This is a genomic window from Streptomyces sp. NPDC029159 (assembly GCF_055564055.1).
This window is the reverse complement of the sequence record NZ_JBVHWT010000022.1, coordinates 36,151-60,080: the sequence shown is the minus strand read 5'-3', so window position 1 is coordinate 60,080 and position 23,930 is coordinate 36,151. Positions and strand designations below refer to the sequence as shown.

The window sequence follows — 23,930 nt, the reverse complement described above, 5'->3', positions numbered from 1 at the left end:
AACCCCCCCGAAGTTTTGGAACCTTGCCAACGCGCCCCCCCCTATCCCCCAAAAACATCAAAAACCGTTGTTGTCTTCCTTTTCCCTACGGCGCGGGGGGGGGGAAAGCCCCCCCCCCCCCCGGTGCCGGTCGGGCGTCGCCGCCCGGTGGCCGGATCAGCTCGGCACGCTCCACTTCTGCGCCGGGTTGCCCGAGCAGTTGGCGATCTGGACGCGGGTGCCGTTCGAGGCGTTGGCGGCGCGGATGTCCAGGCACTTGTTGGCCGGCAGGTTCACCAGGTCGTGCGGGGCGCCGGCGAAGACCCACTGCTGCGACGGGCGGCCGTTGCAGTCCCACAGATGGATCAGCGAACCGTCCGACGTGGCGTTGTCCGCGACGTCCATGCACTTGCCGTACGCGCGCACCGTGCCGTCCGACGCCATCGTCCAGCGCTGGGCGGGCATGCCGTTGCAGTCGTGGACCTGGATGGGCGTGCCGTTGGCGCGGTTGCCGTTGGCGACGTCCAGGCAGATGCCGTTCATCCCGGTGATGGTCCCGGTCGGGCCGGTGACCTTCGGCTTCTGCGCCGGGTGCCGCTGGGCACCGCCCGTGGACGGACGGTCCGGCGTCACGCCGCCGTTCTGGCCCTGCGGCGGCGGGTTCGGGGTGTCCTGGGTGCGCGGCGGAGGCACTTCGCGCGCGGGCCGCTCGGCCGGGGGCGCGTCGTCGTGCTTCTTGCCGGGCGTCTCGGTGGCCTCGGCCTTCTTCGTGGGGCTCGGCGACGGCTCGGCCTTCTTCGACGCCTCCGGCGACGGGGTGGTCACCGCGGCGGCGGCCACCCGGGTGTCGTCGGCGCTCATCTGCAGCCCGCGCTGGGCCAGCGGCCCGAGCACCACGGCTCCGGCGACCAGCGCGACGGTCGAGCCGAGCGCGATCCACACCCGGCGCTCGGGCAGCAGCCCGATCCGGGTCCGGCCCGGATCGCGGGCGAACGTCGTGGAGAAACCGCCGGGCGGTTCCTTCGACGGGGAGTTGGGGGAGCGGGAATTGTCCGGTGGCACGGGACCTCCGAGTCGGAACGGATGGGAGGGAACGGGAGGGAAAGAGGGTCAGCGGGTGAGGGCGCTCTCCGGCAGGTCGAGCGGGGAGAGCTGCATCAGGGCGTCGGCGTCCGGCGCCTCCAGCTCGGAGACGCGCATCGCCTGCCGCTCGGTCATCTCCTGGAAGACCTGGCGGGCGGTACGGCCGTTGCCGAAGCGGACGGTCCGCGGGATCGCCGCGAAGTGGCCCGAGAGTGCCTTGCGTGCCTCGTCGGTCAGCTTGTACGCATGCCGCTCCGCGTGGTGCTCCACGATGTGCACCAGCTCGTCGGAGCTGTAGTCCTCGAAGAGCAGGGTGCGGGAGAAGCGTGAGGACAGACCGGGGTTGGAGCCGATGAAGCGGTCCATGTCGTCGGGGTAGCCCGCCGCGATGACGACGACCTCGTCGCGCTGGTCCTCCATCAGCTTCACCAGCGTGGCGATGGCCTCCGTACCGAAGTCGTTGCCGGCGATGGCCGGGGCCAGCGAGTACGCCTCGTCGATGAAGAGCACCCCGCCGCGCGCCCGGTTGAACGCCTCGGTGGTCTTCGGGCCGGTGTGGCCGACGTACTCGCCGACCAGCGCACTGCGGTCCACCTCCACCAGATGTCCGACGGCCAGCAGCCCCAACGCCTTCAGCAGCCTGCCGTACAGGCGCGCCACCGTGGTCTTGCCGGTGCCGGGGTTGCCCGCGAAGACCAGATGGCGGCTGAGGGGCGGCGCCGGCAGCCCGGCCTCGCGGCGGCGCCGGACCGTCTGCATCAGCTTGACCATGCCGCCGACGTCGCTCTTGACCCGCTCCAGACCGACCAGTTCGCCCAGCTCGGTCAGGAGGTCCTCCAGCGACTCCGGCTCCGCCTCGGGCGCGCCCTCGTCGGCCAGCTCCTCGCTCTCCTCCGGTCCGGCGTCGGTCGCCGGACCGGGCGGCTGACCGGCCGCGCCGGGCCGGGCGGGCGCCGCCGGGCCCGGGCCCGCGGCCGTCGTGGTCGGCAGCACCGACTGCTCCACACCGTGCGCCGTGCAGTCCTCGAACACCGGGGCCGCGCCCTCGGCGGTGCCCAGATCCTGTGCGCAGTCGAAGACCCGGCAGCGGACGAAGCGCGGCGTGGCCCGCTCGCCGATGTGCAGCGCGGGGAAGGCGGTGGCGCGGAGGTCGCAGTACTCGAAGGTGCCGGACGCGTCGTCGCCGACGAGGACGCCGTTCTTCCCGGCGGTGTCGATCCGGACGCCGGTCACCGCGCAGTCGGTGTCCTTCCACAGCACCAGCGCGGTGCCGCCGGCCCGGAACACCCCGCCGCCGTCCATCCGCAGCCGGGCGCCGCCCGCGACCGTCACGCCCGCGCTGCCCACGTCCGCGATCCGGGTGCCGGTCAGCCGCGCCCGGGCGCCCGGCCCCAGCTCCACACCGGCCTTGCGCTGCCCGGCGACCGTGGTCTCCGTCAGCTCCGACTCCTCGGCCGACAGCAGCCGTACGCCGCTCTCGCCGCCCGTCACCCGGCAGCCGGTCAGCGCCACCGCACCGGCCACCGCCACCTGCACCCCGCACATCGTGGCGCCGCTCAGCGTGGTGTCCGCGGCGCGCACCCGGGCCTCGTCCGTGACGACCAGCGCATGCTCCTCGCTGCCCGTGATCCGGCAGCCGGTCAGCTCACCGCGGGCCCGCTCGCCCAGGTGCAGGGCGCTGAAACCGCTCCCGGAGACCGCACAGTCCGTCAGCTCCAGGGCGCTGTCGCCCAGCGCCAGCGCGCCGTTGGCCGTCGGGGTCACCACCCGGCAGTCCCGCGCGGTCAGCCGGGCACCGCCGCCGGTCACCAGGCCGCTGCCGCCCGGCGCCGCGATGCGGCAGCCGGTCAGATCGACCCGCGCCTCGTGCTCGGCCTGTATCCCGGAGCCCGCGGCGCCCTCCACCAGGCAGTCGTCCAGCAGCACCTGCGCGGTGTCCTGCGCCAGTACGCCGTGGCGGCCCGGGCCGGTCAGCCGGGCGGCGCGCACCGCCAGCCGGGTCGCGCCCCGGGCGCGCAGCGCCGAGCCCGAACTCCCGGTGATCCGCAGCCCGTCGGCGACCACCCGCGCGGTGCCCGACAGCACCACCCCGATGCCGTCGACCGAGGTGATCACGGTGTCCTCGAGACGCGCCCGGCCGTCGCCGCTGACGTGCAGCGCGGCATGGCGGGCGCCGTGCAGCCGGGTGCGGCGCAGCAGCAGCACCCCGCCGGTCGTCGGGTCCTGGAGATCCTCCACCAGATCCGCGGTGAGCGCGCCGTGCAGCGCCGCCAGCCGGGCGGCCTCCTCGGGCGGTTCGGCCTCCGGGGCGTCCGGTGCGTCGGGCCGCCCCAGTACCTCGATCCGGCCGTGGCTGAGCGCGCACTCCTCCAGCACCAGACCGGCCGCGTCCTCGACCCGTACCAGCGCCTCCGCCGGATCGGTGCCCTGGAGTGTCAGCTGCCGTACCGCGCAGTCCGGGGCGGCGACGCTCAGCGCCGGGCCGTGCGCCGGACGGATCTCGACGGTGCCGGGGCCCTGTTCGGGGACGAGCACCACCCGGCGCTCCAGCCGGACGTTCTCCGGGTAGGCGCCCGGCGCGACGGCGATCACCGCGCCCGCGGGGACGGCCGCCACCGCGTCGGAGATCGTCCGGTGGGCACCGCGCCCCCGGGCGGCGACGCGGTACACGGGGTTCGTCATGACGTGCTCTCCTGCGGGTCGTGCGGGGCGGGGTCGGACTGCTCCGGGGCAGGCTGCTGCCACCACGGCGGATCGGCCTGCCGCAGCGCGGGCGTGAGGACCAGCCCGCCGAACATCTTGTCGGCGAACTTGCTGATGCCGCCCACCAGGAACAGGTCCACCAGGCCCTGCCGATGGTAGAACCTGCCCGCGGCCGACTGCTGCAGCAGTGTCTTGCCCGCCCCGAAGGTGAGACCGCCCGCCAGGCCCGACGCCATGCCGAGTCCGCCCTCGCGCAGCGCGTCCGCCCCCGACAGATGGATGAGGTTGCCGTTGGCGTCGTACACCCCGAAGATCGCGGCGCTCGCGGTGCCGGTGATGAGACCGGAGACCAGACCGGAGGTGATGCCGACGCTGAAGTCGTACGTACCGGCGCGCCAGCGGGTGACCTTCTCGTTGCCCGCCCACTCCGTCGACCAGGTGTCGTCGGAGGCCGGGGGCCGGGCGAACGGCTTGCCGGAATCGACGTTGCTCAGCCCGGTCTTGAGGGTGCCGCCGCGCCCGGCCATGTTGTGCAGCCCGCTCACGCCGATCTTCACGGTGGAGCCGACCGCCGCGCCGAACGCCGCCTTGGCCACGTCCGTCCAGCTGAACTCCCGGCCGGAGATCTCCGCCGCCACCGCGTTGACGATCAGGCCGACGGTGAAGTCGAGCGTGAACTCCTGGATGAACTCCACCAGCGCCTGCGTCGCGGCCTTCTGCACGAACGGTGTGTACAGCGATTCGCCGTTCACCGTCGTCGACCACTCGAAGCGGTTCGGCTCGCGCAGCATCCGGCTGCCGCCGCGGAACTCGGCGGCCCAGCCGCGGAAGTCGTTCTCCCGGCCGACCAGCGTCATCCGGCCGAAGCTGTCCTTCTCCCAGACGTACCCGGCCATCGTCCGCTCCGACAGCAGCGTGGTGCCGTCGGCGCCGCCGTAGCGCCGCCACTGCTTGTTCCACGCGTCGGACTCCAGGAACGTCCCGTCGTCCAGCGCGGTACGCGTCCGCACCGCCACCCCGTTGTCGAACTCCCGCCACTCACCGGCCGTGTACTCCGCGTCGGGCGTCGCCCGGTGCTCGCGGACCCGGACCGACGGGTCGCCGAAGTGGTCCTGGAACGCCGAGCCGGAGCGCGGTACGGGCGGGATCTCCTGGACGAGGTCGTCACCGGCGTGGTCGCGCCAGAGCGCGCCCTTGCGCCAGTCGTCCAGCGGGTTGCCGCGCGCGTCGGTCCAGGTGCGGATCCGGTTGCCGGCGCCGTCGCCGAACTCCAGGAGGTGGCCGTCCTTGCCGGTCTTGTTCCAGTGCCACACCGGTGGCTCGCCGTCGCCTCCGGCCACCCGCCAGGCGTCGACGAACGTGCCGTCGTCGAGCCCCCGGTGCTCGCGGATCAGCCGGCCCGCGGCGTCGAAGTCCTGGTACGAGGCGTTGTCCCAGTACCGGCCGGTGCCGCCGCCCGCCGACTGCACCCGGAGGCCGGACTCGCCGCCCGCCTCCCAGGTGACCTCGGCGGCGCCGGGGCGGCCGGTGGCGGTGACCTCGATGCCCGCGCCGCCGTCGCCGCCCGGCCAGGTGTCGCGGCGCGCCACGATCTCGCCGTGCTGGTTCGTACGGATCCAGTCGTCGCCCGGCCCGGCGTGCACCGTCTCGCCGCCCGCGGTGCGCGGCGGGGTGCGGTACTCCACGACGGTGCCGTCGGCGAAGCCCTCCCGCGCCACGCGCCACTCCCCGGCACCCGGGGTGAACCAGTCGCCCTCGGCCGCACCGGGGCGGTAGCGGTCCTGCCAGCGGAGTCCGCCGTGCCCGTGGTCGCCGCCGCCGGTGCCGGTGAAGTCGTCGGCGTGGAAGGTGCGGTGGCCCTTGAGCCCGTCGTCCCCCGCCGACCAGGGCAGATAGCCGTCCCGGGCGGTGGCGCCGGCCGGCAGCTCCACATTGCCGACGGTCAGCTTGGAGCCGTCGGAGAGCGTGGAGGTGGCGCGGACGACGGTGCCGTCGGAGGCCACGTCGAGCGCCGAGCCGTCCCGGCCCACCAGCCGCACACCGGTGGACGCGGGCGCGTCGGCACCGGCCGGGGTGTACTTCCAGGTGTGCACCTGGAAGCCGTTGTCGGCGGTGAGCCAGCCCTTCCCGGCGAACGTGCGGTGCTCGACGGAGGAGAGGAGCTGACGGACCCACGACGGCGGGCGCTGCTCCATGAGGCGGTGGGTCTCCAGGAACCCGCCGTCCTTCAAGGTGGTGCCCGCGGCGTTCTCCTTGCCGTGCGCGGAGTGCGAGATCCAGTCCCGCTTCAGGGTGCCGTCGGCCGCCATCTCCCGCTGGACGTACCGGCGGTTGCTGTCGGCGTGCAGCCGCCCGAACCGCTCGTGGACGGTCTCGGTGAGCCCGGTCCGCGGGTCGGTGAGGGTGTCTGTCCAGCCGCGCCCCGGGCTCCACGTCCGCTCGCCCTGGGCGAGGTGCCGGTACTCGGCGTCGTAGCGGTGCCAGGTGGTGGGGCGGCCGGTCAGGCCCTGGGTGAGCGGGTTGCGGTCCAGTTCGGCGAGGACATGGCCGCCGTCGGGGTTCTCCCGCCAGTGCCGGACGCGGGTGGCGCCGTCCATGTCGTACCAACTGCGGCCGCTGGTGCCGAAGTGGCGGTGGCCGTGGCGGCCGGCGGTGCCGTCGGCGAGGATCTCCTGCCAGTCGCTGCGCTGGTGGCCGAAGCGGGCGAAGCCGGTAGCGCCGGTGGGCCGTTGGGCGTCCAGATGGCCGCCGCCGGGCAGCGGGCGCCGCTCGAAGACCTCGGCGCCGCTGTGGCTGAGCAGCTGCACCCGGCCCTCGCCGAGGCCCTTCTCGCCGACGGTGCCGGAGTCGAACCACCGCGCGGTGGCCCCGTCCGCCCGCTCCGCGGCGCCGGGCACGACCCGCTTCCAGGTGGCCTTCGCGGCGTCCGCGCCGTCGGCGGGCGGTGCCGGGAAGTCCACCTCGAAGTGGTGGCCGGGGAGCGGCGCGCCGTGGTGGACGACGTTGATCCGCATCTTCTCCAGGCTGCCGTCCGCCCGGTACCGGGTGAACTCGCCCTGGCGCAGCGGCCCGGAGCCGTCGACGCGGAAGCCGCCGCCGGGCTGCCGGACGACAGGGACGCCGGTGGCGTCGAGGTGGGCGTCGAGCAGTTCGTCGGAGCCCGCGCGCAGGAACCGGCCGTCGGGCGCGTCGGCGAGCCGCACGGCGTCGTACAGGTGCATCCCGGCACCGTCCGCGACATGGAAGGTGGTGCCCTCCGGGGTGACGACATGCGTCGCCGTGCCGTCCGCGGCGACGAGCCGGAACCCGCCGTCGCCGTCCTCGACGCGGAAGCCGCCGCCGGGCCGGGTGCGGGCGGTGAAGCCCTCGGCCCGCTGGAGGTCGGCGCCGAGGACGTCCACCGCGCCGTGCTCGTACACCCGCAGCGACTGCCCGGCGGCGCCGGGGACGTCCGGGAGGCGCAGCGCCCGGAACTCGTGCGCGCCGGAGGCGTCGAAGACGTGCACCGCGGTGGCGTCGGTCACCCGGAAGCCGTCGCCGTGCGCGGCGATGTCCGTACCGGGCAGCACCGTGCCGTCGGCGGTGTGCAGCGGTCCGGACGGGGCGGACACCGCGCCGCCGGGCCGGGCGAGCGGCCGGTGGGCGAAGTGCGCCGCGCCGTCCGCGTCGGTCAGCTGCACCAGATCGTGCAGCAGGCCGCCCTGCCGGTCGAAGACCTGGTGGCCCTGGGCCGTGGAGATGCGCAGGTGGTCGCCGTACGCCTCGACGCGGGCGCCCGGCACGGGCGTGCCGTCACCGAACCGCAGGACGTGGCCGTCGGGCGTCTCCACCACGGTGCGGTAGAGCGTCAGCCCCTCCGGGGTGTGCAGCGACACCTCGCGCGGGGCGCCGGTGCCCGCGGGCGGCGGGGTGCCGTGCGGCGCCGGGTGCGCACCGGGCGGCGGAGCCTGGTGCACGGTCGGCGCCGGCGGCTGCGGCGGGGTGGGGGCGGCCGGGACACCCGCCTGGTCCAGGGCCTGCATCTCGTGCCATTCGGCGCCCGGCCGGGTCGACCGTCCGGCGCCGCCCACCAGCCGGGGGCGTTCCTTGAGGGACGCGTCCAGCAGGTCGTCCAGCTCGGCGCGGACGGCGTCCGGGTCCATACCGTGCACCCGGAACGCGTCCCGGGCCTCGTCGAACCGGGTCTGCGCGGTGTGCAGTTCGGTACGGGCCCGCTCACCGACGCTGGGACCGTGCGAGGAACCGTCGGTGCGCCCGCCCTGGGTGTCCAGATGGAACTGCGCCTGATCGAGGTCGAGCTGCGCGCGCTGCACGTCGTTCCAGGCGTCGACCCGGGCCTGGACGATCTCCTCGGAGTCGCCCGGGCGGCGGAAGACGTCGAGCCGGGCCTCGGACTCCCGGACCCAGATCGCGTCCAACTGCGCGCCGGTCGGGCGGGAGGCGTGGACGGAGGGGACGGTGCCCTCGGGGAGCTTGCCCATGGCCTTGGGGCTGAGCCCGCCGGTGGGGGTGTCGTCCAGGTGGAGCCCGCCGGTGGAAGCGGTGAGGTCGTCCGCCGGGGTGTGCGGTGTCTGCTTCCAACTGGCGGGCGTGGGCAGGCGGTTGAAGTCCTCGCCGTTGTGGAGGACGTTGCCGCGCAGATCCGCGGCGATGTGCGTGAAGCCGGTGCCGCTCCAGCTCTTGTCGAGCAGCTTTTCGCCGCCGGGGCCGGTGAACGTGACACCGACGCTGTTGGTGTCGGGGTGGTGGGTGACGGTGATGGTGAGGCGGTCGGGGGAGCCCGGCTTGTCGACGGTGAAGGTCTTCACCAGCCCGTCCTCGCTGAGCGAGGGGTGCACGGTGACGTCCTCGAAGCCGCTCCAGCGGACGAGCGAGGGCTGCTCGAAGGCGCGGCCGAAGTCGTCGAACGCGGTGCCCGACGGCAGGCCCGGCCACTCCTCCCGCATGACGGCGGCGAAATCGTCCGGCGCGATCGCCTCGGCGCGCACCGGCAGGACCGTCAGCCCGCTCTCGACGCGCGCCGGGCCGGTCCGGATGAGCGTCGTCGGCGGGAGGGTGATCTCCCACTGGTCGGGGCTGCGCGGAACCGGGGCGCCCGCGGCCACATGGTCGTAGTGCGGCGGGTACGCCATCACGAGCTTGCCGTGGTCGGCCGGGACGTGGATCTCGAAGACCACCCGGTTGCTCAGCACCAGGCCCTCGGCCCACTTCGGCTGGAAGTCGAAGGTGTTGGAGGTGGAGATCGGCAGGCGTTCGGTGAAGGTGGCGGCCTGCTGGCTCGCCGGGTCCATGGAGACGCCGCGGTAGACGGTCAGCTCCTTGTTGGGGCCCTCGAACAGCAGGTCCTGCGTCACCCGGTGGAAGTCCCGCACCTGGCCCAGGAGACGGTCGGTCGCCGCCCCGGGGTTGAGGAAACCGCCGTAGCCGCGCTTGGAGGTGAACGAGCCGCCGATGACCTGCCGCATCAGCGCGGCGATCGAGCCGTCGGCCTCCGCGCGTCCGAGATGGACATGGGCCACGTCGATGAGGGAGTTCCAGTTCTCGGCTGCCCTGCCGGTGAGCCCGGCGGCCGTGGGCGGCGCGCCGGTGTGCGGCGCGGGGACCGGCGGGGCGTCGTGGAACGCGCCGTTGGACCACAGATAGCGCTGCGGACCGGACGGTGAGGCGACGACGAGATGCCCGTCCTCGTACTTCACCGGCCAGGCGTGGCCACCCGCCGCGTCCACCACCGGCGCCGGACGGGGCTCGTTGAGATGCGGGGTGGTGGTGAGGGTGGTGCCGTCGAGCGGCCCGCCGCGGAGCACGAGGTCCTCGCCCGCCGGGGTGAGCCGGTTGCCGAGGCCGACCCGGTAGTGCCAGGTGCGGACGGGGCTGCCGCCCGGCGCGTCCAGCAGGTCCACATGGAACTGCTTGTTCCGCGGGCTGAAGTCCTCGGCGTGCAGCACCAGCAGGCCGCCGGCGTCGTCCCCGTCGCGGAACTGCGGCCGTCCGCCGCGCGGCGCCTCGACGACCGTGCCGTGGCCGAAGGGCAGCTCCTTCTGGTGCGGTCCCAGCTCGCCCCCGCTGCCGCCGGGCAGTCGCGGGCGTTCCTTGAGCGAGGCGGCGGACAGCTCGTCCAGCCGGGCGCCGACCGCGTCCGGGTCCATGCCGTGCGCCCGGAAGGCGTCCCGGGCGAGATCGAGCCGGTGGCCCGCCGCCTCGTGATCGAGCCGCGCGTGGTCGCCGACGGTGAACGGGCTGTCGGAGCCCCCGGCGCCGTTGCCGCCCTCGGTGTCGAGGCGGAACTGCGCCCGGTCCAGCTGAGTCTGCGCCCGCTGGACCTCCGTCCAGGCGTCGACCCGCGCCTGGACGACGTCCTCGGAGTCGCCGGGGCGCCGGAAGACGTCGAGCCGGGCGTCGGACTCGCGGATCCAGGCGGCGTCCAGCTCCGCGCCGGTGGGGCGGGAGGCGTGGACGGAGGGGACGGTGCCCTCGGGGAGCTTGCCCATGGCCTTGGCGCTCAGGCCGCCGGTGGGGGCGTCGTCCAGGTGGAGGCCGCCGGTGGAGGCGGTGAGGTCGTCCGCCGTCGTGCGCGGACCGTCCCAACTCCCGGGCTTCGGGAGGCTGCTGAACTCCTCCGCGTTGTGCAGCACCCCGCCGCGCAGATCCGCGGCGATATGGGTGAAGCCGGTGCCGCTCCAGCTCTTGTCCAGCAGCTTCTCGCCGCCGGGGCCGGTGAACGTCACCGTGACGCTGTTGCTCTCCGGGCTGTGGGTGACGGTGACGGTCAGCTCGTCCGCGTACCCCGGCTTGCTGACGGTGAAGGTCTTCACCAGCCCGTCCTCGCTGAGCGAGGGGTGCACGGTGACGTCCTCGAAGCCGCTCCAGCGGACGAGCGAGGGCTGGTCGAAGGCGCGGCCGAAGTCGTCGAAGGCGGTGCCCGACGGCAGGCCCGGCCACTCCGCCTTGATGACGGCGGCGAAGTCGTCCGGCGCGATCGCCTCGGCGCGCACCGGCACGATCGTCAGGCCGCTGCCGGGATCGATCCGGCTCGGCCCGGTGCGTACCAGCGTCGTGGGGGAGAGGGTGATCTCCCACTGGTCGGGGCTGCGCGGCGCCGGGTTCGCGCCGTGGTCGAAGTGCGGCGGATACGCCATCGCGAGCTTGCCGTGGTCCGCCGGGACCTGGATCTCGAAGACGACGCGGTTGCTCACCACCCCGTTCTTCGCCCACTCCGGCTGGAAGTCGAAGGTGTTGGAGGTGGAGATCGGCAGCCGCTCGGTGAAGGTGTCGGCCGCCTGGGAGGCGGGGTCCATGGAGACGCCGCGGTAGACCGTCAGCTCCTTGTTGGGGCCCTCGAACAGCAGGTCCTGCGTCACCCGGTGGAAGTCCTCCACCTTCGCCAGCAGCGCGCCGTCCTCCAGCTTCGACGGGATGACGAAACCGCCGTAGCCGCGCTTGGAGGTGAACGAGCCGCCGATGACGTCCCGCATCAGCGCCGCGACCTTGCCGTCGGCGTCGGCCCGCCCGAGGTGCAACCGGGCCACATCGATGAGGGAGTTCCAGTTCTCCGCGTACCGGCCGCTCAGACCGGCGGCCGCGGGCGGCGCGCCGGTGTGCGGTGCGGGGACCGGCGGGGCGTCGTGGAACGCGCCGTCGGACCAGGCGTAGCGCTGCGGACCGGACGGCGAGGCGACGGTGACATGGCCGTCCTCGATCTTCACCGGCCAGGTGTGGCCGCTCGCCGCATCCACCACCGGCGCCGCCGTGGACTTCCCCAGCTTCGACGTCGTCGCGACCGTGATTCCGTCGAGCGGACCGCCGCGCAGCGCGATGTCCTCCCCGCTGAGGGTGAGCCCCAGACCGCGCTGGTAGTGCCAGGTGCGGACGGGGCTGCCGCCCGGCGCGTCCAGCAGCTGGACGCTGAACCGGGTGTCGGCGGCGCCGCCGTGGACGACCAGCCGGTCGCCGAACTCCTCGGCGCCCGCGAGCGTCGGCACCTGACGGCGCGGGGCCTGGACCACCACCCCGTCCAGCCCCGGCAGATCCTTCTCGAACCGGCCGCTCGCCTGCGCCCCGCCGAGCAGCCGCGGGCGCTCGGCGAGCGAGAGGTCGTCCAGGGCACGCAGCTCGTGCGCGACGGTGTCCGGGTCCATGCCGAGCTGCCGGAAGCTGTCCTGGGCGTGGCCGAGGCGGTTGGCCGCCGCATCGAGGTCGATCCGTGCCTGCTCGCCGACGGTCGGGCCGCCCGAACCGCCGTCCCCGCGGCCGCCGTGGAGGTCGAACTCCAGCTGCGCGTGGTCGAACTCCCGCTGCGCACGCTGCACCTCACCCCAGGCGCCGACCCGCGCCTCGACCACGTCGTCGGACGCGCCGGGGCTGCGGAAGACGTCGAGCCGGGCGTCGGACTCCCGCGCCCAGAGCGCGTCCAGCTCCGCGCCGGAGGGCCGGGAGGCGTGGACGGCGGGGTCCGGCAGCCGGCCCGGTGCGCCGTGCACCTCGGCGGCGCCGGGGGAGTGCGGCACCTGCGCACCCGCCGAACCGTGCCAGCCGTCGGGCAGCGGCAGCGGGGTCAGCACCTCGTTGTTGTGCAGCACCCCGCCCCGCAGGTCCTGTCCGAGACCCCGGAACTTCTGCTGGTCGAAGGTCCGGTCGGAGAGGAGCTTGCCGTCGGCGTCGGTGAACGTGAGGCGGACGGACTCCTGCTCCGGCAGATGGGTGATCTTGATGGTCAGGTCGCCGGAGTGGCCCGGCTTGGTGACCGTGACCGTCCGCACCAGGCCGTCCCCGCTCAGCTCGGAGCGGGCGACGGCGCCCTCCAGCCCCTCCCAGCGGCCGACGGCGCCCGGCTCGAAGGCCCGCCCGAAGTCGTCGAAGGCGGTGCCCGACGGGAACCCGGACCACTCCTGCTCGATGAACTTGGCGTAGTCGTTCGGCGCGATGGCCTCGGCGCGCACCGGCACGATCGTCAGACCGCTGCCGGGATCGACACGGTTGGGGCCGGTGCGCACCAGCGTCGTCGGCGTGAGGGTGACCTCCCACTGATCGCTCTTGGGGGGCGCCGCGCCCGCCCCGGCGTGGTCGTAGTGCGGCGGGTACGCCATGGCGAGCTTGCCGTGGTCGGCGGGGACGTCGATCTCGAAGACGACGCGGTTGCTGATCACCCCGTTCTTCGCCCACTCCGGCTGGAACTCGAAGGTGTTGGACGTGGAGACCGGCAGCCGCTCGATGAAGGTGTCCACCGTCTGGGCCGCCGGTTCCATCGACACGCCGCGGTAGACGGTGATCCGCGAGTTGGCGCCCTTGAACAGCAGGTTCTGGGTGATGTCGTGGAAGTTCTTCGTGTGGCCGACCAGGTCACCGCGGACCAGGGCCTCGGGGTCGACGAAACCGCCGTAGCCGCGCTTGCCGGTGAACCCGCCGCCGTAGACCTTGTTCATCATGGCCTCGACCGTCTTGTTGACGGCCGCCTCGTTCAGGTGCACATGGGCCAGGTCGATGAGCTTGCCCCAGTTGGCGGCGGCGTCACCGGTCAGGCCCGCGGCGGCCGGGGGCGGGTCGGTGTGCGGCGCGGGGACCGGCGGGGCGTCGTGGAACGCACCGTCGGACCAGGTGTAGCGCTGCGGCCCGCTCGGCGAGGCGATGGTGACCTCGCCCCCGTCGATCCTGACGGGCCAGGAGTGGCCGCCCGCGTCGAGGGGCGCCGCCGTCGACGTGCCCAGCTTCGAGGTGGTGGCGACCGTGGCGCCGTCGAACGCACCGCCGCGCAGCACGAAGTCCTCGCCGGTGAAGGCGAGCCCCAGACCGCGCTGGTAGTGCCAGGTGCGGACGGGGCTGCCGCCCGGTGCGTCCAGCAGCTCGACGCGGAACTGCCGGTCGCCCGCGCCGCCGTGGACGACGAGGCGGTCCCCGAGGGCACCGGCGTCGACGACGTCCGGGGCCGCGCCACGCGGCGCACGCACCACCGCGCCCTCGATACCGGGCAGCTCCTTCTCGAACCGGCCGCTCGGCACCGCACCGCCCAGGAGCCGCGGACGCTCCTTCAGCGACGCGGCATCCAGCGCCTCCAGCTTCCGCGTCACGTCGTGCGGGTCCATGCCGTGCGCCCGGAACGCGTCCTCCGCGTCGCCCAGTGCCCGCTCGGTGGCCCGGAAGTCGGCCAGCGCCTGCTCGCCGACGGACGGGCCGGACGAGGGACCGTCGATCCGGCCGCCGACCGCGTCCAGCCGGCCCTCCGCCGCCGCGTGGTCGATCCGCGCCTGCTGCACCCGGTCCCAGGCGCCCAACCGCGCCTCCAGATCGCCCGGGAGATCGCCCGGCCTGCGGAACACGTCCACCTTCGCGAGCGACTCGTCCTTCCACTGCGCGAACGGATCGGGCGCCTTCCCCTTGCCCTTCCCGCCGATCCCGGCCCCGTCCGGGCCACCGAGGTCGAGGCCGTCGGCCCGCCCGTGCGGTGCGCCCGGGGCGGGGAGGTGCCCGGTGCCCGGGCGGACGGCCCCGGCGCCCGGTACGTCGATACCGCCCGCGCCGTGCGCGACCACCGGCGTGGTCGCGCCGTCCAGTGCGGTGATGCCGTGGCCGGGCGTTCCGGCGCCGGGCACCTCCGGCTCCGGCACGGCGGTGGTCGCCGCGCCGGTCGCCGGGGTCTCCACCGGGTGGCCCGGCACGGCGCCCGGTCCGTCGAACGCACCGTGGCCGGGCGCCGGCACGGTCCGCTCGCCCAGCCCGGCGAGGTCCCCGCCGAACCCGCCCTGCGGGGTGCGCACCGGAGCGCCCACCACGGGCACCTCGGTGTGCGCCACGGCGGCGGGCGGCGGGGTGACGCCGTGCGCGGTGGCGCCCGGCTGCACCGTCGGCGGGGCCAGGTGCTCCCCGGCGGCCGGGGGCGTCAGACCGCGTGCGGCCGGCGGCGGGGTGACGCCGGCCGTCCCGGCCGCGGGCACGTCCACGCCGTGCGTGACGGTGCCCGGCGGGGTGATCCCGTGGGTGGCGGAGGCCGGCGGCGTGATGCCGTGGGCGCCCGTCACCGGCGGGGTGATGCCGTGCGTGGCGACGGTCGGCGGGGTGATGCCGGAGACGTCCACCCCGGCGCCGAGGCCGCGGCCCGCGCCGACGTCGGCGATCTTTCCGGCGCCCGCGTTGATGGCGGCGCCCGGCACCTCGGTGTGCGTCAGCCCGTGCACCGGACCCGGCGTCACCGAGCCGGTGGCGGGGAGGTGGATCTCGCCCGGCGCGGTGACCGCCGGGGCGGTGGTGCCCGTCGCGGGCAGGTCGAGACGGCCGACGGACGGCGTCGCCACCGGGGTGTGCGCCCCGGTGGCCGGGAGGTCGAGATGCCCGACGGTGGGCAGCGAACCCGGCGTCAGGGAGCCGGTGTGCAGCTCGAAGGTGCCGGCCGCCGGCACACTCGGCGCCTCGACGTGGCCGAGGTCGACCAGGCCCGCGGACGAACCGTGCGGCGCCGCGGTCGAGACCGACGGCATGTCGAAGGAGCGCAGCGCCGGGACGTCCGCGATCCGCGCGCCCGAACCGATGTTGCCCAGATCGCCCAGCCCCTGCGAGACGTTGAGGTGCCCGGAGGAGACCGACCCCAGACCGTGCCCGCCCAGCCCGGTCACCCCGCCCGGCGCCGTCACCCCGGACAGCCCGCCCTGCGGCGAGAGGTGCGAGACCGGGCCCGCGGTCGGCAGATCGCCGAGCACCCCGGAGTGGCCGAGGTTCGACAGCCCGCCGAGCGACGAGTCGAGCCCGCCGAGCCCCTGCATCGACGGCAGGTTCAGCCCGCCGTGCAGCCCGCCCAGGCCCTGCACCGACGGCATCGAGATCCCGCCGTGCAGCCCGCCGCCCATGCCCTCCAGCTTGGGCATCGACAGATGCGGGGTGCTCAGCCCGGCCATCGAACCGTCGAAGTGCATCGCCGGCGGCGTGCCCACGCCGTGCATCGACAGCGACGGTGAGAACGACCCGGGACCGGCGAAGTTGCCGGTCCGCATCACCGCGAGATCGCCGATCGGGTCGATGTGCACCGACGGGATCCCGCCACCGCCCGCGCCCACCAGATGGTTGATCGGCCCGGCGCCGCCCAGCAGCCGCCCGCCCGCACCGACCGCGCCGAAGCGGTACTTGCCGAACATCCCGCGCTCGATGAAGCCGATCTTGAGCGCCTTGCCGATGCCCAGCGCCTGGATCTCGGCGGCGTCCACCGGCAGGATCAGCCGCAGCGCCTTGAAGCCGGACAACCCGTTGACCACCGACTTCCCGCCCGCGACCAGCCCGGAGCCGATCCACTTCGCGGCGTTGCCGATGCCCTTCATCCCGCCGTACGCGAGCGCCCCGGCGATGTGCAGCCCGTTGATGCCCGCGGGCAGCATCATCGGCAGCGCCTTGAACGGCGTGACGATGTGGAAGGTGCCGTTCATCCCGGTGAAGATCCGGCCGCCGAAGCCGGGGATCTTGCTGAACGGGGTGTGCGTCCACAGGCCGTTCAGGCCCCGGCTCCAACTCCCCGCGCCGCGTGCGAAGTCCTTCGCGCCGAAGAACAGATGCAGCGACATGTTGAGGATGTTGCGCCCGGTGAAGACGTTCTTGAACGAGCTGAACGCCGTCTTGACGCCGCTGATGCCCTTGGCGGCCAGCCCCCGCAGGCTCTGGAACACCTTGGTGATCTGCAGGCCCTTGGTGCTGGGCGCGATCATGCCGAGCCCGGCGAGCAGCAGGTCCAGCGCGCTGGCGTCGCCGTTGGCGAAGTCCACCGCGGTCTTGATGAAGATGGCGACGTTCAGCGCGACGGCGAACAGCGCCACCGGACCGCCCACGATGATCGCCGGGATGATCAGGATGATCGCCAGCCAGCTGAGCGCCTTCATGATCTCGTCGCAGGCATCGATCGGCGAGGCGATCTTCTCACCGGCCGCGCGCACCGCACGCGCCGCCGTCTTCGACGCCTCCTTCTGGACGTCCCCGGCGTCCTTCGCCGTCGACTTCAGCGAGTCCCGGCCGTCCTCGTCGTCCTCGGCCAGCCCCTTGGCCTGCTGGAGCGCGGCGTCCGCCCGGCCCTGCTGCTCCTCCATGACCGCCTGGTACGTCCGCAGCGCGCTCTGCACGTCCTCCTGCGCCTCGCGGAACGTCGAGACGAACTTGCGGAGTTTGCCGTCGATGACCTCGCGCAGCGCATCACCGGTCTTGCCGACGAAGGCGCCGTCCGTGGTGTTCTTCACCTCGGTGAGCCCGTCGTCGATCTTGTCCGCGAGATCGACCAGCTCCTGCTGGGACGCGATGACCTCCCGGATCCTGGCCGCGTCACCCGGGGTCGGGTCCGAGTCCAGGCCCAGGGCGCTCCAGTCCGTTTCGCGGGGCAACGACGTACCGGCCTTCCTTGAACGGCTGCCGCACACGGTGCGGCAGGGTGGTGCGGGTGGGGTGCGGTGCGGGCACTACGGGCAGTTCGGGCCCGGGTCCGCCGGGGAGGGGCCCGGCGGGAAGAAGGGCCCGTACGCATTACACGCACCACGGCCCCGGGAGGTTCACCGTCCTGCGCAGTAATTCCGCTTCGGGGTGAACCATCCGGCCCGCCCGTGCGTGAGAGGAGTGCAAGGTATTGCTTCCCCGCCGCCCGGCCGCAGGCCCCAGAGGTGCCCATGCCCGACTTCTCCATCGACTACGAGCTGCTCAACCAGGTGCAGACCCGGATGCGTCAGCTGGCCGACACCGCCGACTCCGGCGGTGCCAAGGGCGCGCTCAAGACCCTGACGGAGTCGACCGACGACGCCAAGAGCGTCATGGGCTTCAGCGACCTGGGCGCCGCGATGTACGCCTTCTCGCACCGCTCGGCGAGCCGGGCGAAGGACGCCAAGGACGGCCTCAACAAGCTCGCCGACATCTTCGAGTCGGTGTCCGACAACTACTTCCAGGTCGACGCGGGCATGGCGGACAGCGCCGGTGTGATGGGCGCCAGCCTCGGCCTCGACGACTGGAAGCACAAGAAGGCCGCCTGGGAGCAGTGGGACGAGGACACCAAGGCGTGGGACGACTACCTGAAGGAGATCGGCGCGTCCGACTACTTCAAGGACCACCCCGAGGCCGATATCAACCAGGTGTGTTCCGCCGACGGCGCCCCCGGCTGGTGCGAGCGGTACAACAACGACAAGGACGTGCCCGATCAGCCCGGCGACCACCCCGAGGGCGAGCGCCCGAGCGACACCCCGCCCACCGAGAAGACCATCACCACCGACTCGGGCAGCACCCACGTCAAGGTGACCCTCGACGACGACAACAACGTCATGACCGAGGAGTCCACCGTCACGATCGGCTCCGGCGCCGACGAGCAGAAGTACACGAACAAGACGACGTACGACTCGGCGCCGCGCCCCATCACCCTGGACAACGGCAAGACCTTCGACGCCCGTGACTACACCACGGTCACGACCGGTCCGGACGGTTCGGAGACCACCAGCCGGTACGTCATCAACGACGACGGCAGCGGCACCATGACCGTCACCACGGACGACGAGACCAAGACCTACACCCGCTCCTCCCCCTTCGGCGACGACGCCGAATGGAAGGAGAAGGACGACTGAGCCGCGCCCCGCGCGCCGGCCGTCCGCCCCGGGGCCCCGCCCCGGAACCCGAAGCCCCCGTACGACATCCCGTCACCAAGGAGAGATCTTGGCCGCCAACATCAGCCTCGACTTCGCGGAGATCGAGCGCGTCTCGAACCTTCTCAAGAACAGTGCCGACAACACCCTCGTGCCCCGGATGACGGAGGCCAAGAACGAGGTCGACACGATGCTCAACTCCACGCTGAAGTTCAACAACTCCAGCCCCGCCCTCCAGCAGTCCTACGAGAAGCTCACGCAGTCGCTGACCGACGCGACGCAGAGCATCAAGGACTTCGCCGAGCAGTTCGAGAAGATCGTCCAGTCGATGCGGGACATGGACGACGAGATGGCGAACAAGATCCGCTCCAGCGGCAGCTGACGCCCGCGCCGCCCGGCGGCGCCCCGCATCACCCGACCGTATTTCCCGGAGGAACACATGGCGCAGGACGTCTTTCTCGACTACGACGACATCAAGCGTGTCGCCAACACCATGGAGAACAAGTTCACCGACATCGCCAATGAACTGGGCGATCTGGAGAACACGGTGAGCACGCTGCTCAAGGACGGACTCGTCTTCGAGCAGTCCAGCCCGGCGCTCGAAGAGGCGTACCAGGCGTTCAGCAAGCAGATGAAGGAGTCCTCGGCGAACATCAAGGTGTTCGCACAGTCCTTCACCGACATCGTCAAGTCCATGACGGACTCCGACAGCCAGATCGCCGCGGGCGTCCGCAGCAGCTCCAACGGCTGACGACCGTACGCGAACGGGCCCGGCACCACCGTGGGTGCCGGGCCCGTCCGCGTACCGGGAGCCGTACCTCAGCTCTCCAGGACCGTCAGCGGCACCTGCACCGGCACCACGCTGCCGGACGGGCCGGCCGTCCAGGCGCGGCCCGGGGCCATCCGGGTCCGGATGTGCTCGGCGGTGATACGGGCGCCGATGATGTCACCGTCACCGATCGCCCGCGCCCCCAGCAGCAGACCGCGCCGCGAGCGGCGGACCATGCCGATCCAGCCCATCGAGCTCATGCCCTCCGACGGACCGCCGATCAGGATGCCCTGGTTGCGGTCGCGGCCGGATGAGGCGATCTTCCGCAGCACCTTGTCCGCACCGCAGCTGGAGAGCAGGTCACTGTCGTCGGCGACCACGACCACCGGCTTGTCGCCGACGGCGCGCAGCGCCTCCTCGACGGTGTTCGCCGACGGGTCGGTGTCCGTGATGACCTGCGCCAGACCGTGGTCGGCGAGCTTGCGCAGCGGCGACTCGCGCGGGGCGAGCACCACCAGCGAGGTGCCGCCGGTGATCAGCGAGACGGACATCGCCGCGAGGGCGGTGGAGCGGCCCGACCCGGGCGGGCCGACGACCGCGAAGCTGCCGCCGCCGGAGAGGAAGTCGAAGCCCAGCGGCCGCACCTCGTCCCCGCCGATGCCCAGCAGCGCCCACATCGGACGGCGCGACGTCTCCGGAACCTGCTCCATCGCCTCCTGGAAGCCGATGAGCTTCGGCATCTCCGCCACCCGGAACGGCCGCCGCTCCGCAGGCAGTGCCGCGTCCCGCTCGGTGGCGACCCGCCCGATCTCCCGCAGTGCGTCGGCCTGATCGGCGCTGCCCTGGCCCGGCACACCGTCACCGGCGGTCGGCAGCAGCGCGATCTGCGTCTCGACGGCCGCCGGGGTGTGCCAGCCGCGGCCCGGCGGGATGTGGCCCGGCACCCGGTTCGGCGACATCCCGGCGAGGTAGTAGTCACCCTTGTCCGACTGACGCAGCAGCAGCCGGAAGTCGTTGTGCGCGGAGAGCCGCCCGCCGAGCAGCCCGCGCTCGGACGACGCCACCAGATGGATGCCGGCCGCGGCACCCTCCCGCAGCAACCGCGTGACCTCGTCGAACAGCCGCCCGCCGTCGTACTCGTCGAGCATCTGGGAGATACCGTCCCAGCCGTCGATCAGCAGCATCAGATGGGCCGGACGCTCGGCGGCCGGCAGGGCGGCGCGCAGTTCGGTCAGGCTTGCGCAGTCGTGCGCCGACATCTTCTCCTGGCGCGCGGTCAGCTCCCGGACGAGACGGCCCAGCAGCCGCGCCAGCCGCTCGGTGTCGAACCGGGAGACCACCGCACCGCAGTGCGGCAGCGCCTCCAGCGCCGACAGACCGCCGCCCGCCGCGTCGATCGCGTACAGGTGCAGATCGGCGGCGGACAGCGTGCGCGCCGCCGAACCGGCGAGGGTGCGCAGCACCTGCGTACGGCCCGAGCGCGGCGCGCCCACGACGTAGAGGTGGCCGAACGAGGAGAAGTCCAGGCAGCAGACCCGGCGCTCCTGCTGGCTCGGCAGGTCGAGCAGCGCGTAGGGCACGGCCGCGGGGCGGCCGGGCGGGGTCGGCGGGGCCGCGGGCAGGTCGTCGAGGGTGACGGTGTCCGGCAGCGCCGGCAGCCACGGGCTGGCCTGCTCGCTGTGGTCCGGGAGCGCCGCGGTCGCCTTGCGGATCGTCTCGACGAGGGCCAGCAGATCGGTCGCGGTCTCCGGCGCCGCGACGTCCGCGCCGGTCTCCTCGTCCTCGTCGAACAGCTCGACCGGACGACCCAGCCGGTTCCAGGACAGCTCCACCCCGCGGACGTTGCGGGCCGCGGCGGTGACCGAACCCGGCTGTGCGGGCGCCTCGTCCTCGCCGGGCTCCTGACCGGCGCGGGCGGCGCCCACCCAGGCGGTCTGGAACGGCGTCGGCGCGTGGTCGCCGCGGCGCACCAGGGCACGGCCCGGCGTCGCGGAGGAGATGCTCACCGCGTCGCCGGAGTCGATGATGTCCTGGCTCTCGCTCTTGTCGGTGACCCGCAGCGCGATCCGCAGATTGGTGTTGGCCTTGATGTCGGTGGAGACCGAACCGCCGGGCCGCTGGGTGGCGAGGATCAGATGCAGCCCGAGGGAACGGCCGCGCTGCGCCAGGCTGATGAGGCCCGGTACGAAGTCCGGCACCTCGCGCACCAGCGTCGCGAACTCGTCGATGACGATCAGCAGCCGCGGCAGTGCGGGCAGTTCGCGGTTGCGGGACCGCTTGGCGCGGTAGTCCGGGTGGTCCTTGGCCTCGACGTCCGCGAGCAGCTGCTCACGGCGGCGCAGCTCCGCGTCGAGCGAGGCCAGCGCCCGCTGCACGAGGTGGCCGTCGAGGTCGGTGACCATGCCGAGGGTGTGGGGGAGTTCGGCGCACTCGCGGAACGCGCTGCCGCCCTTGTAGTCGATGAGGACGAACGCCAGCTCGTCGGGCCGGTTGGCGGCGGCGAGCGAGGCGATCAACGTCTGGAGCAGTTCGGACTTGCCGGAGCCGGTGGTGCCGGCGACCAGCCCGTGCGGCCCGTCGCGCACCAGGTCGAGGCGGAGCGGCCCGTCGTACCCGGCGCCCAGCACGAACGTCGTGGAGGCGGGGCGCCTCTCCCAGGACCGCAGCAGCGCCTCGACGCTCGGCGGCTCCTGGCCGATCAGCCCCAGCAGCTTGACGCCGTCCGGCAGCCCCGAGTCGCCGTCGAGGGTGACGTCCCGGACCGGGGCGAGCGCCCGGGCGACCTCCTCGCACCAGGCGGTGTCCACCAGGTCCGCGCGGACGCCGCCGACCTTGGGCGAGCCGGTGGTGCGGACGGCGAGGTGGTTGCCGGTCGCGGTGACGACGGCGGTGCACTCCTCCGGCAGCAGCCGCTCCTGCTCGTCCACGCAGAGGCTGTAGATGTGCACCGGCGGCCCGGCCTTGAGGACCTGCACCATGCCCGGCACATCACGCAGCCGCCGCGCACCGTCCGCGATGACCAGCACGTCCGGCTCGTCGAGCAGGGTGCGGCCGAGCGCGGAGGCGGCGGCCGCGGTACGGGCCTGGATGTCGGCGACGAGTTCGTTGATGCGGTGCGCGGTGCTCTCGGGGTCGTTGCCGAGCGCGACGACGCTGGTGCCGCGGCCGGTGTCCAGATGCGGCAGCCACCGCACCCACGACCATGCCTCGGCGTTCTCGTCGCTGGTGAGGACCACGATGCGCAGATCGCGGGGGCTGTGCAGCACCGCGCTCTGGGCGACCGTCCAGGCGGCGATCGCGCGGGTGACGGCGCCGGGCCCGGCCAGTCCGACGACGCCGAGGTCGGCCATCTCCAGGCCGTAGGGCACATCGGCGAGCCGCCAGTGCACGGCGCGGTGGTTGGCGTCCCGTGCCTGGTCCTCGATGCGCCGTAGCGACGGGCGGGTGAGCGTGCCCAGCCGCACGGTGAGCCGGTCGGGGTCGCGGCGGCGCCGCTCCCAGAGGGAGCCGGACGGGCCGGTGGCGGTCAGCAGCACCGTCGCCGGGTCGGGGAAGGTGGTGTTGCGCAGCTGCCGTTCCTCGACGGCGGCCTCGCGCAGCTCCAGTTCGAGGGAGGCGCGGCGCAGCCGGTAGACGCGGAGCGACTCCTCGTACTGCTTGCGGCCGGTGCGGCGGCCGATGATCCAGTTGCTGATCGCCATCATCGGGCTGAAGAAGATGAAGATCATGAAGTAGAAGGACCGGAAGAGGCCCATCATGATCAGGCCCATCATCAGCGGCGCCAGCACGAACAGCAGCGGGAAGGCGCGCGGTCCGGGGCGCGACGGCGGGCCCTGCATCCGCATCGTCTCGGCGTCCAGGTGCGGGGCGATCCGCGGCGGGCGGTTGTACTCCACCGCCATGCCGTCCGCCGACGGGTTCACCGCCGCGTCCGGCTGGAACGGCGCCGTCAGCCGCAGCAGATGCTCACCCAGGGAGAGATCGGCGAAGGCCGGCCACTCGGCGGAGCCGTCGCTCGGCGGCGCACGGTGGCCCGGTGGCAGCTGTGGTTCGGCCGGCGGCAGCCCGTCGGGACCGGGCGCCACCGAGTGACCGCCGGTGCCGCCGTCGCGGGGCCCGGCCGGTTCCTCCGCCGTCAGCGGGGTGCCCGTCTCGGGGTCCACCGGCGGCGGGGGCGTCAGACTGCGCAGCCCGCAGCTGTCCTCGTCGGCGCCGTCCGGCAGCAGGTACGTCACCTCGCCGTCCGGGCCGACGGTGAGCCAGACACCGTGGTCGGGGGCGCCGCCGCCGGACAGCCGCAGCGCGCAGCCGCGGGCGGTGCCGATCTCGTGGCTGCCCGCGCCGAGCCGCCAGACCCGCCCCGCGCCGGGCCCGCCGACATGCCGGACCTCGACGAGGACGGGGTCGCCCGGCGCCGGGGTCCACGCCCGCGAGGGGTGGTCCACGGCGCACGGCGCGCCCAGTCCGAGGACGGCGCCGTCCCGGATGCCGGAGCCGCGCAGCGGCAGCGCGCCGTCCAGCGCGCGGTCACCGAGGTAGACCTGCGGAGGCGGGGCGGGCGCCGCGAGGGGGTCGCCGGTGTCCGGTGGCGCCGGGGCCAGGGAGGCGGCGAGGTCGGCGACGGTCGCCTGCTCGGGCACATCGAGCAGATGGTCCGTCAGGCGTCCGGCGTCGGAGGTGGTGAGTGTCAGTTTCACGGGGGTCCCACTGATCGGTGCCGTCAAAGGGGTGGTACGGGCGAGGGGGGGGGGGGGGGGGGGGGGGCGCGGGGGGGGGGGGGGGGTGTGGGAAGCCCGGGAGGCACGGCAGAGCCCGTTGTC

7 protein-coding genes are annotated in these 23,930 nt (G+C 73.6%); 3 read left to right on the top strand and 4 right to left on the bottom strand.

Translation table 11 applies throughout. From position 1 onward, the window contains the following. Positions 1 to 156: 156 nt before the first annotated feature. The 3 genes from ACZ4U4_RS29625 to ACZ4U4_RS29615 are packed head-to-tail and all read right to left on the bottom strand — an operon-like array spanning position 157 to position 17,105. Positions 157 to 1,041 (bottom strand): ricin-type beta-trefoil lectin domain protein, encoded by an 885-nt coding sequence (locus tag ACZ4U4_RS29625; protein WP_467880634.1) that lies wholly within the window; start codon positions 1,039 to 1,041, stop codon positions 157 to 159. A gap of 48 nt (positions 1,042 to 1,089) precedes the next feature. After that, positions 1,090 to 3,744, bottom strand: coding sequence for a right-handed parallel beta-helix repeat-containing protein (locus ACZ4U4_RS29620; protein WP_467880632.1), 2,655 nt, complete (start codon positions 3,742 to 3,744; stop codon positions 1,090 to 1,092). Next, positions 3,741 to 17,105: a hypothetical protein gene (locus ACZ4U4_RS29615; RefSeq protein WP_467880629.1), complete on the bottom strand. Its 13,365-nt coding sequence runs from the start codon at positions 17,103 to 17,105 to the stop codon at positions 3,741 to 3,743. The genes ACZ4U4_RS29620 and ACZ4U4_RS29615 overlap by 4 nt, the downstream gene beginning before the upstream one ends. A gap of 279 nt (positions 17,106 to 17,384) precedes the next feature. Between ACZ4U4_RS29615 and ACZ4U4_RS29610 the strand changes: the two genes are divergently transcribed. The 3 genes from ACZ4U4_RS29610 (at position 17,385) to ACZ4U4_RS29600 (ending at position 19,092) form a co-directional block, all read left to right on the top strand. After that, positions 17,385 to 18,323 carry a serine/arginine repetitive matrix protein 2 gene (locus ACZ4U4_RS29610; protein ID WP_467880627.1) on the top strand — a complete coding sequence of 313 codons (939 nt, stop codon included), beginning with the start codon at positions 17,385 to 17,387 and terminating at the stop codon, positions 18,321 to 18,323. 88 nt (positions 18,324 to 18,411) lie between these two features. Continuing rightward, positions 18,412 to 18,723 (top strand): hypothetical protein, encoded by a 312-nt coding sequence (locus tag ACZ4U4_RS29605; protein ID WP_467880624.1) that lies wholly within the window; start codon positions 18,412 to 18,414, stop codon positions 18,721 to 18,723. Between the two features lie 57 nt (positions 18,724 to 18,780). Beyond that, positions 18,781 to 19,092: a hypothetical protein gene (locus ACZ4U4_RS29600; protein WP_030280459.1), complete on the top strand. Its 312-nt coding sequence runs from the start codon at positions 18,781 to 18,783 to the stop codon at positions 19,090 to 19,092. Between the two features lie 68 nt (positions 19,093 to 19,160). On the opposite strand, the gene ACZ4U4_RS29595 is transcribed toward ACZ4U4_RS29600, so the two are convergent. Then, the gene (locus ACZ4U4_RS29595) at positions 19,161 to 23,807 is read right to left on the bottom strand and encodes an FtsK/SpoIIIE domain-containing protein (RefSeq protein WP_467880621.1); all 4,647 of its coding nucleotides are present in this window, start codon (positions 23,805 to 23,807) and stop codon (positions 19,161 to 19,163) included. Positions 23,808 to 23,930 lie beyond the last annotated feature (123 nt).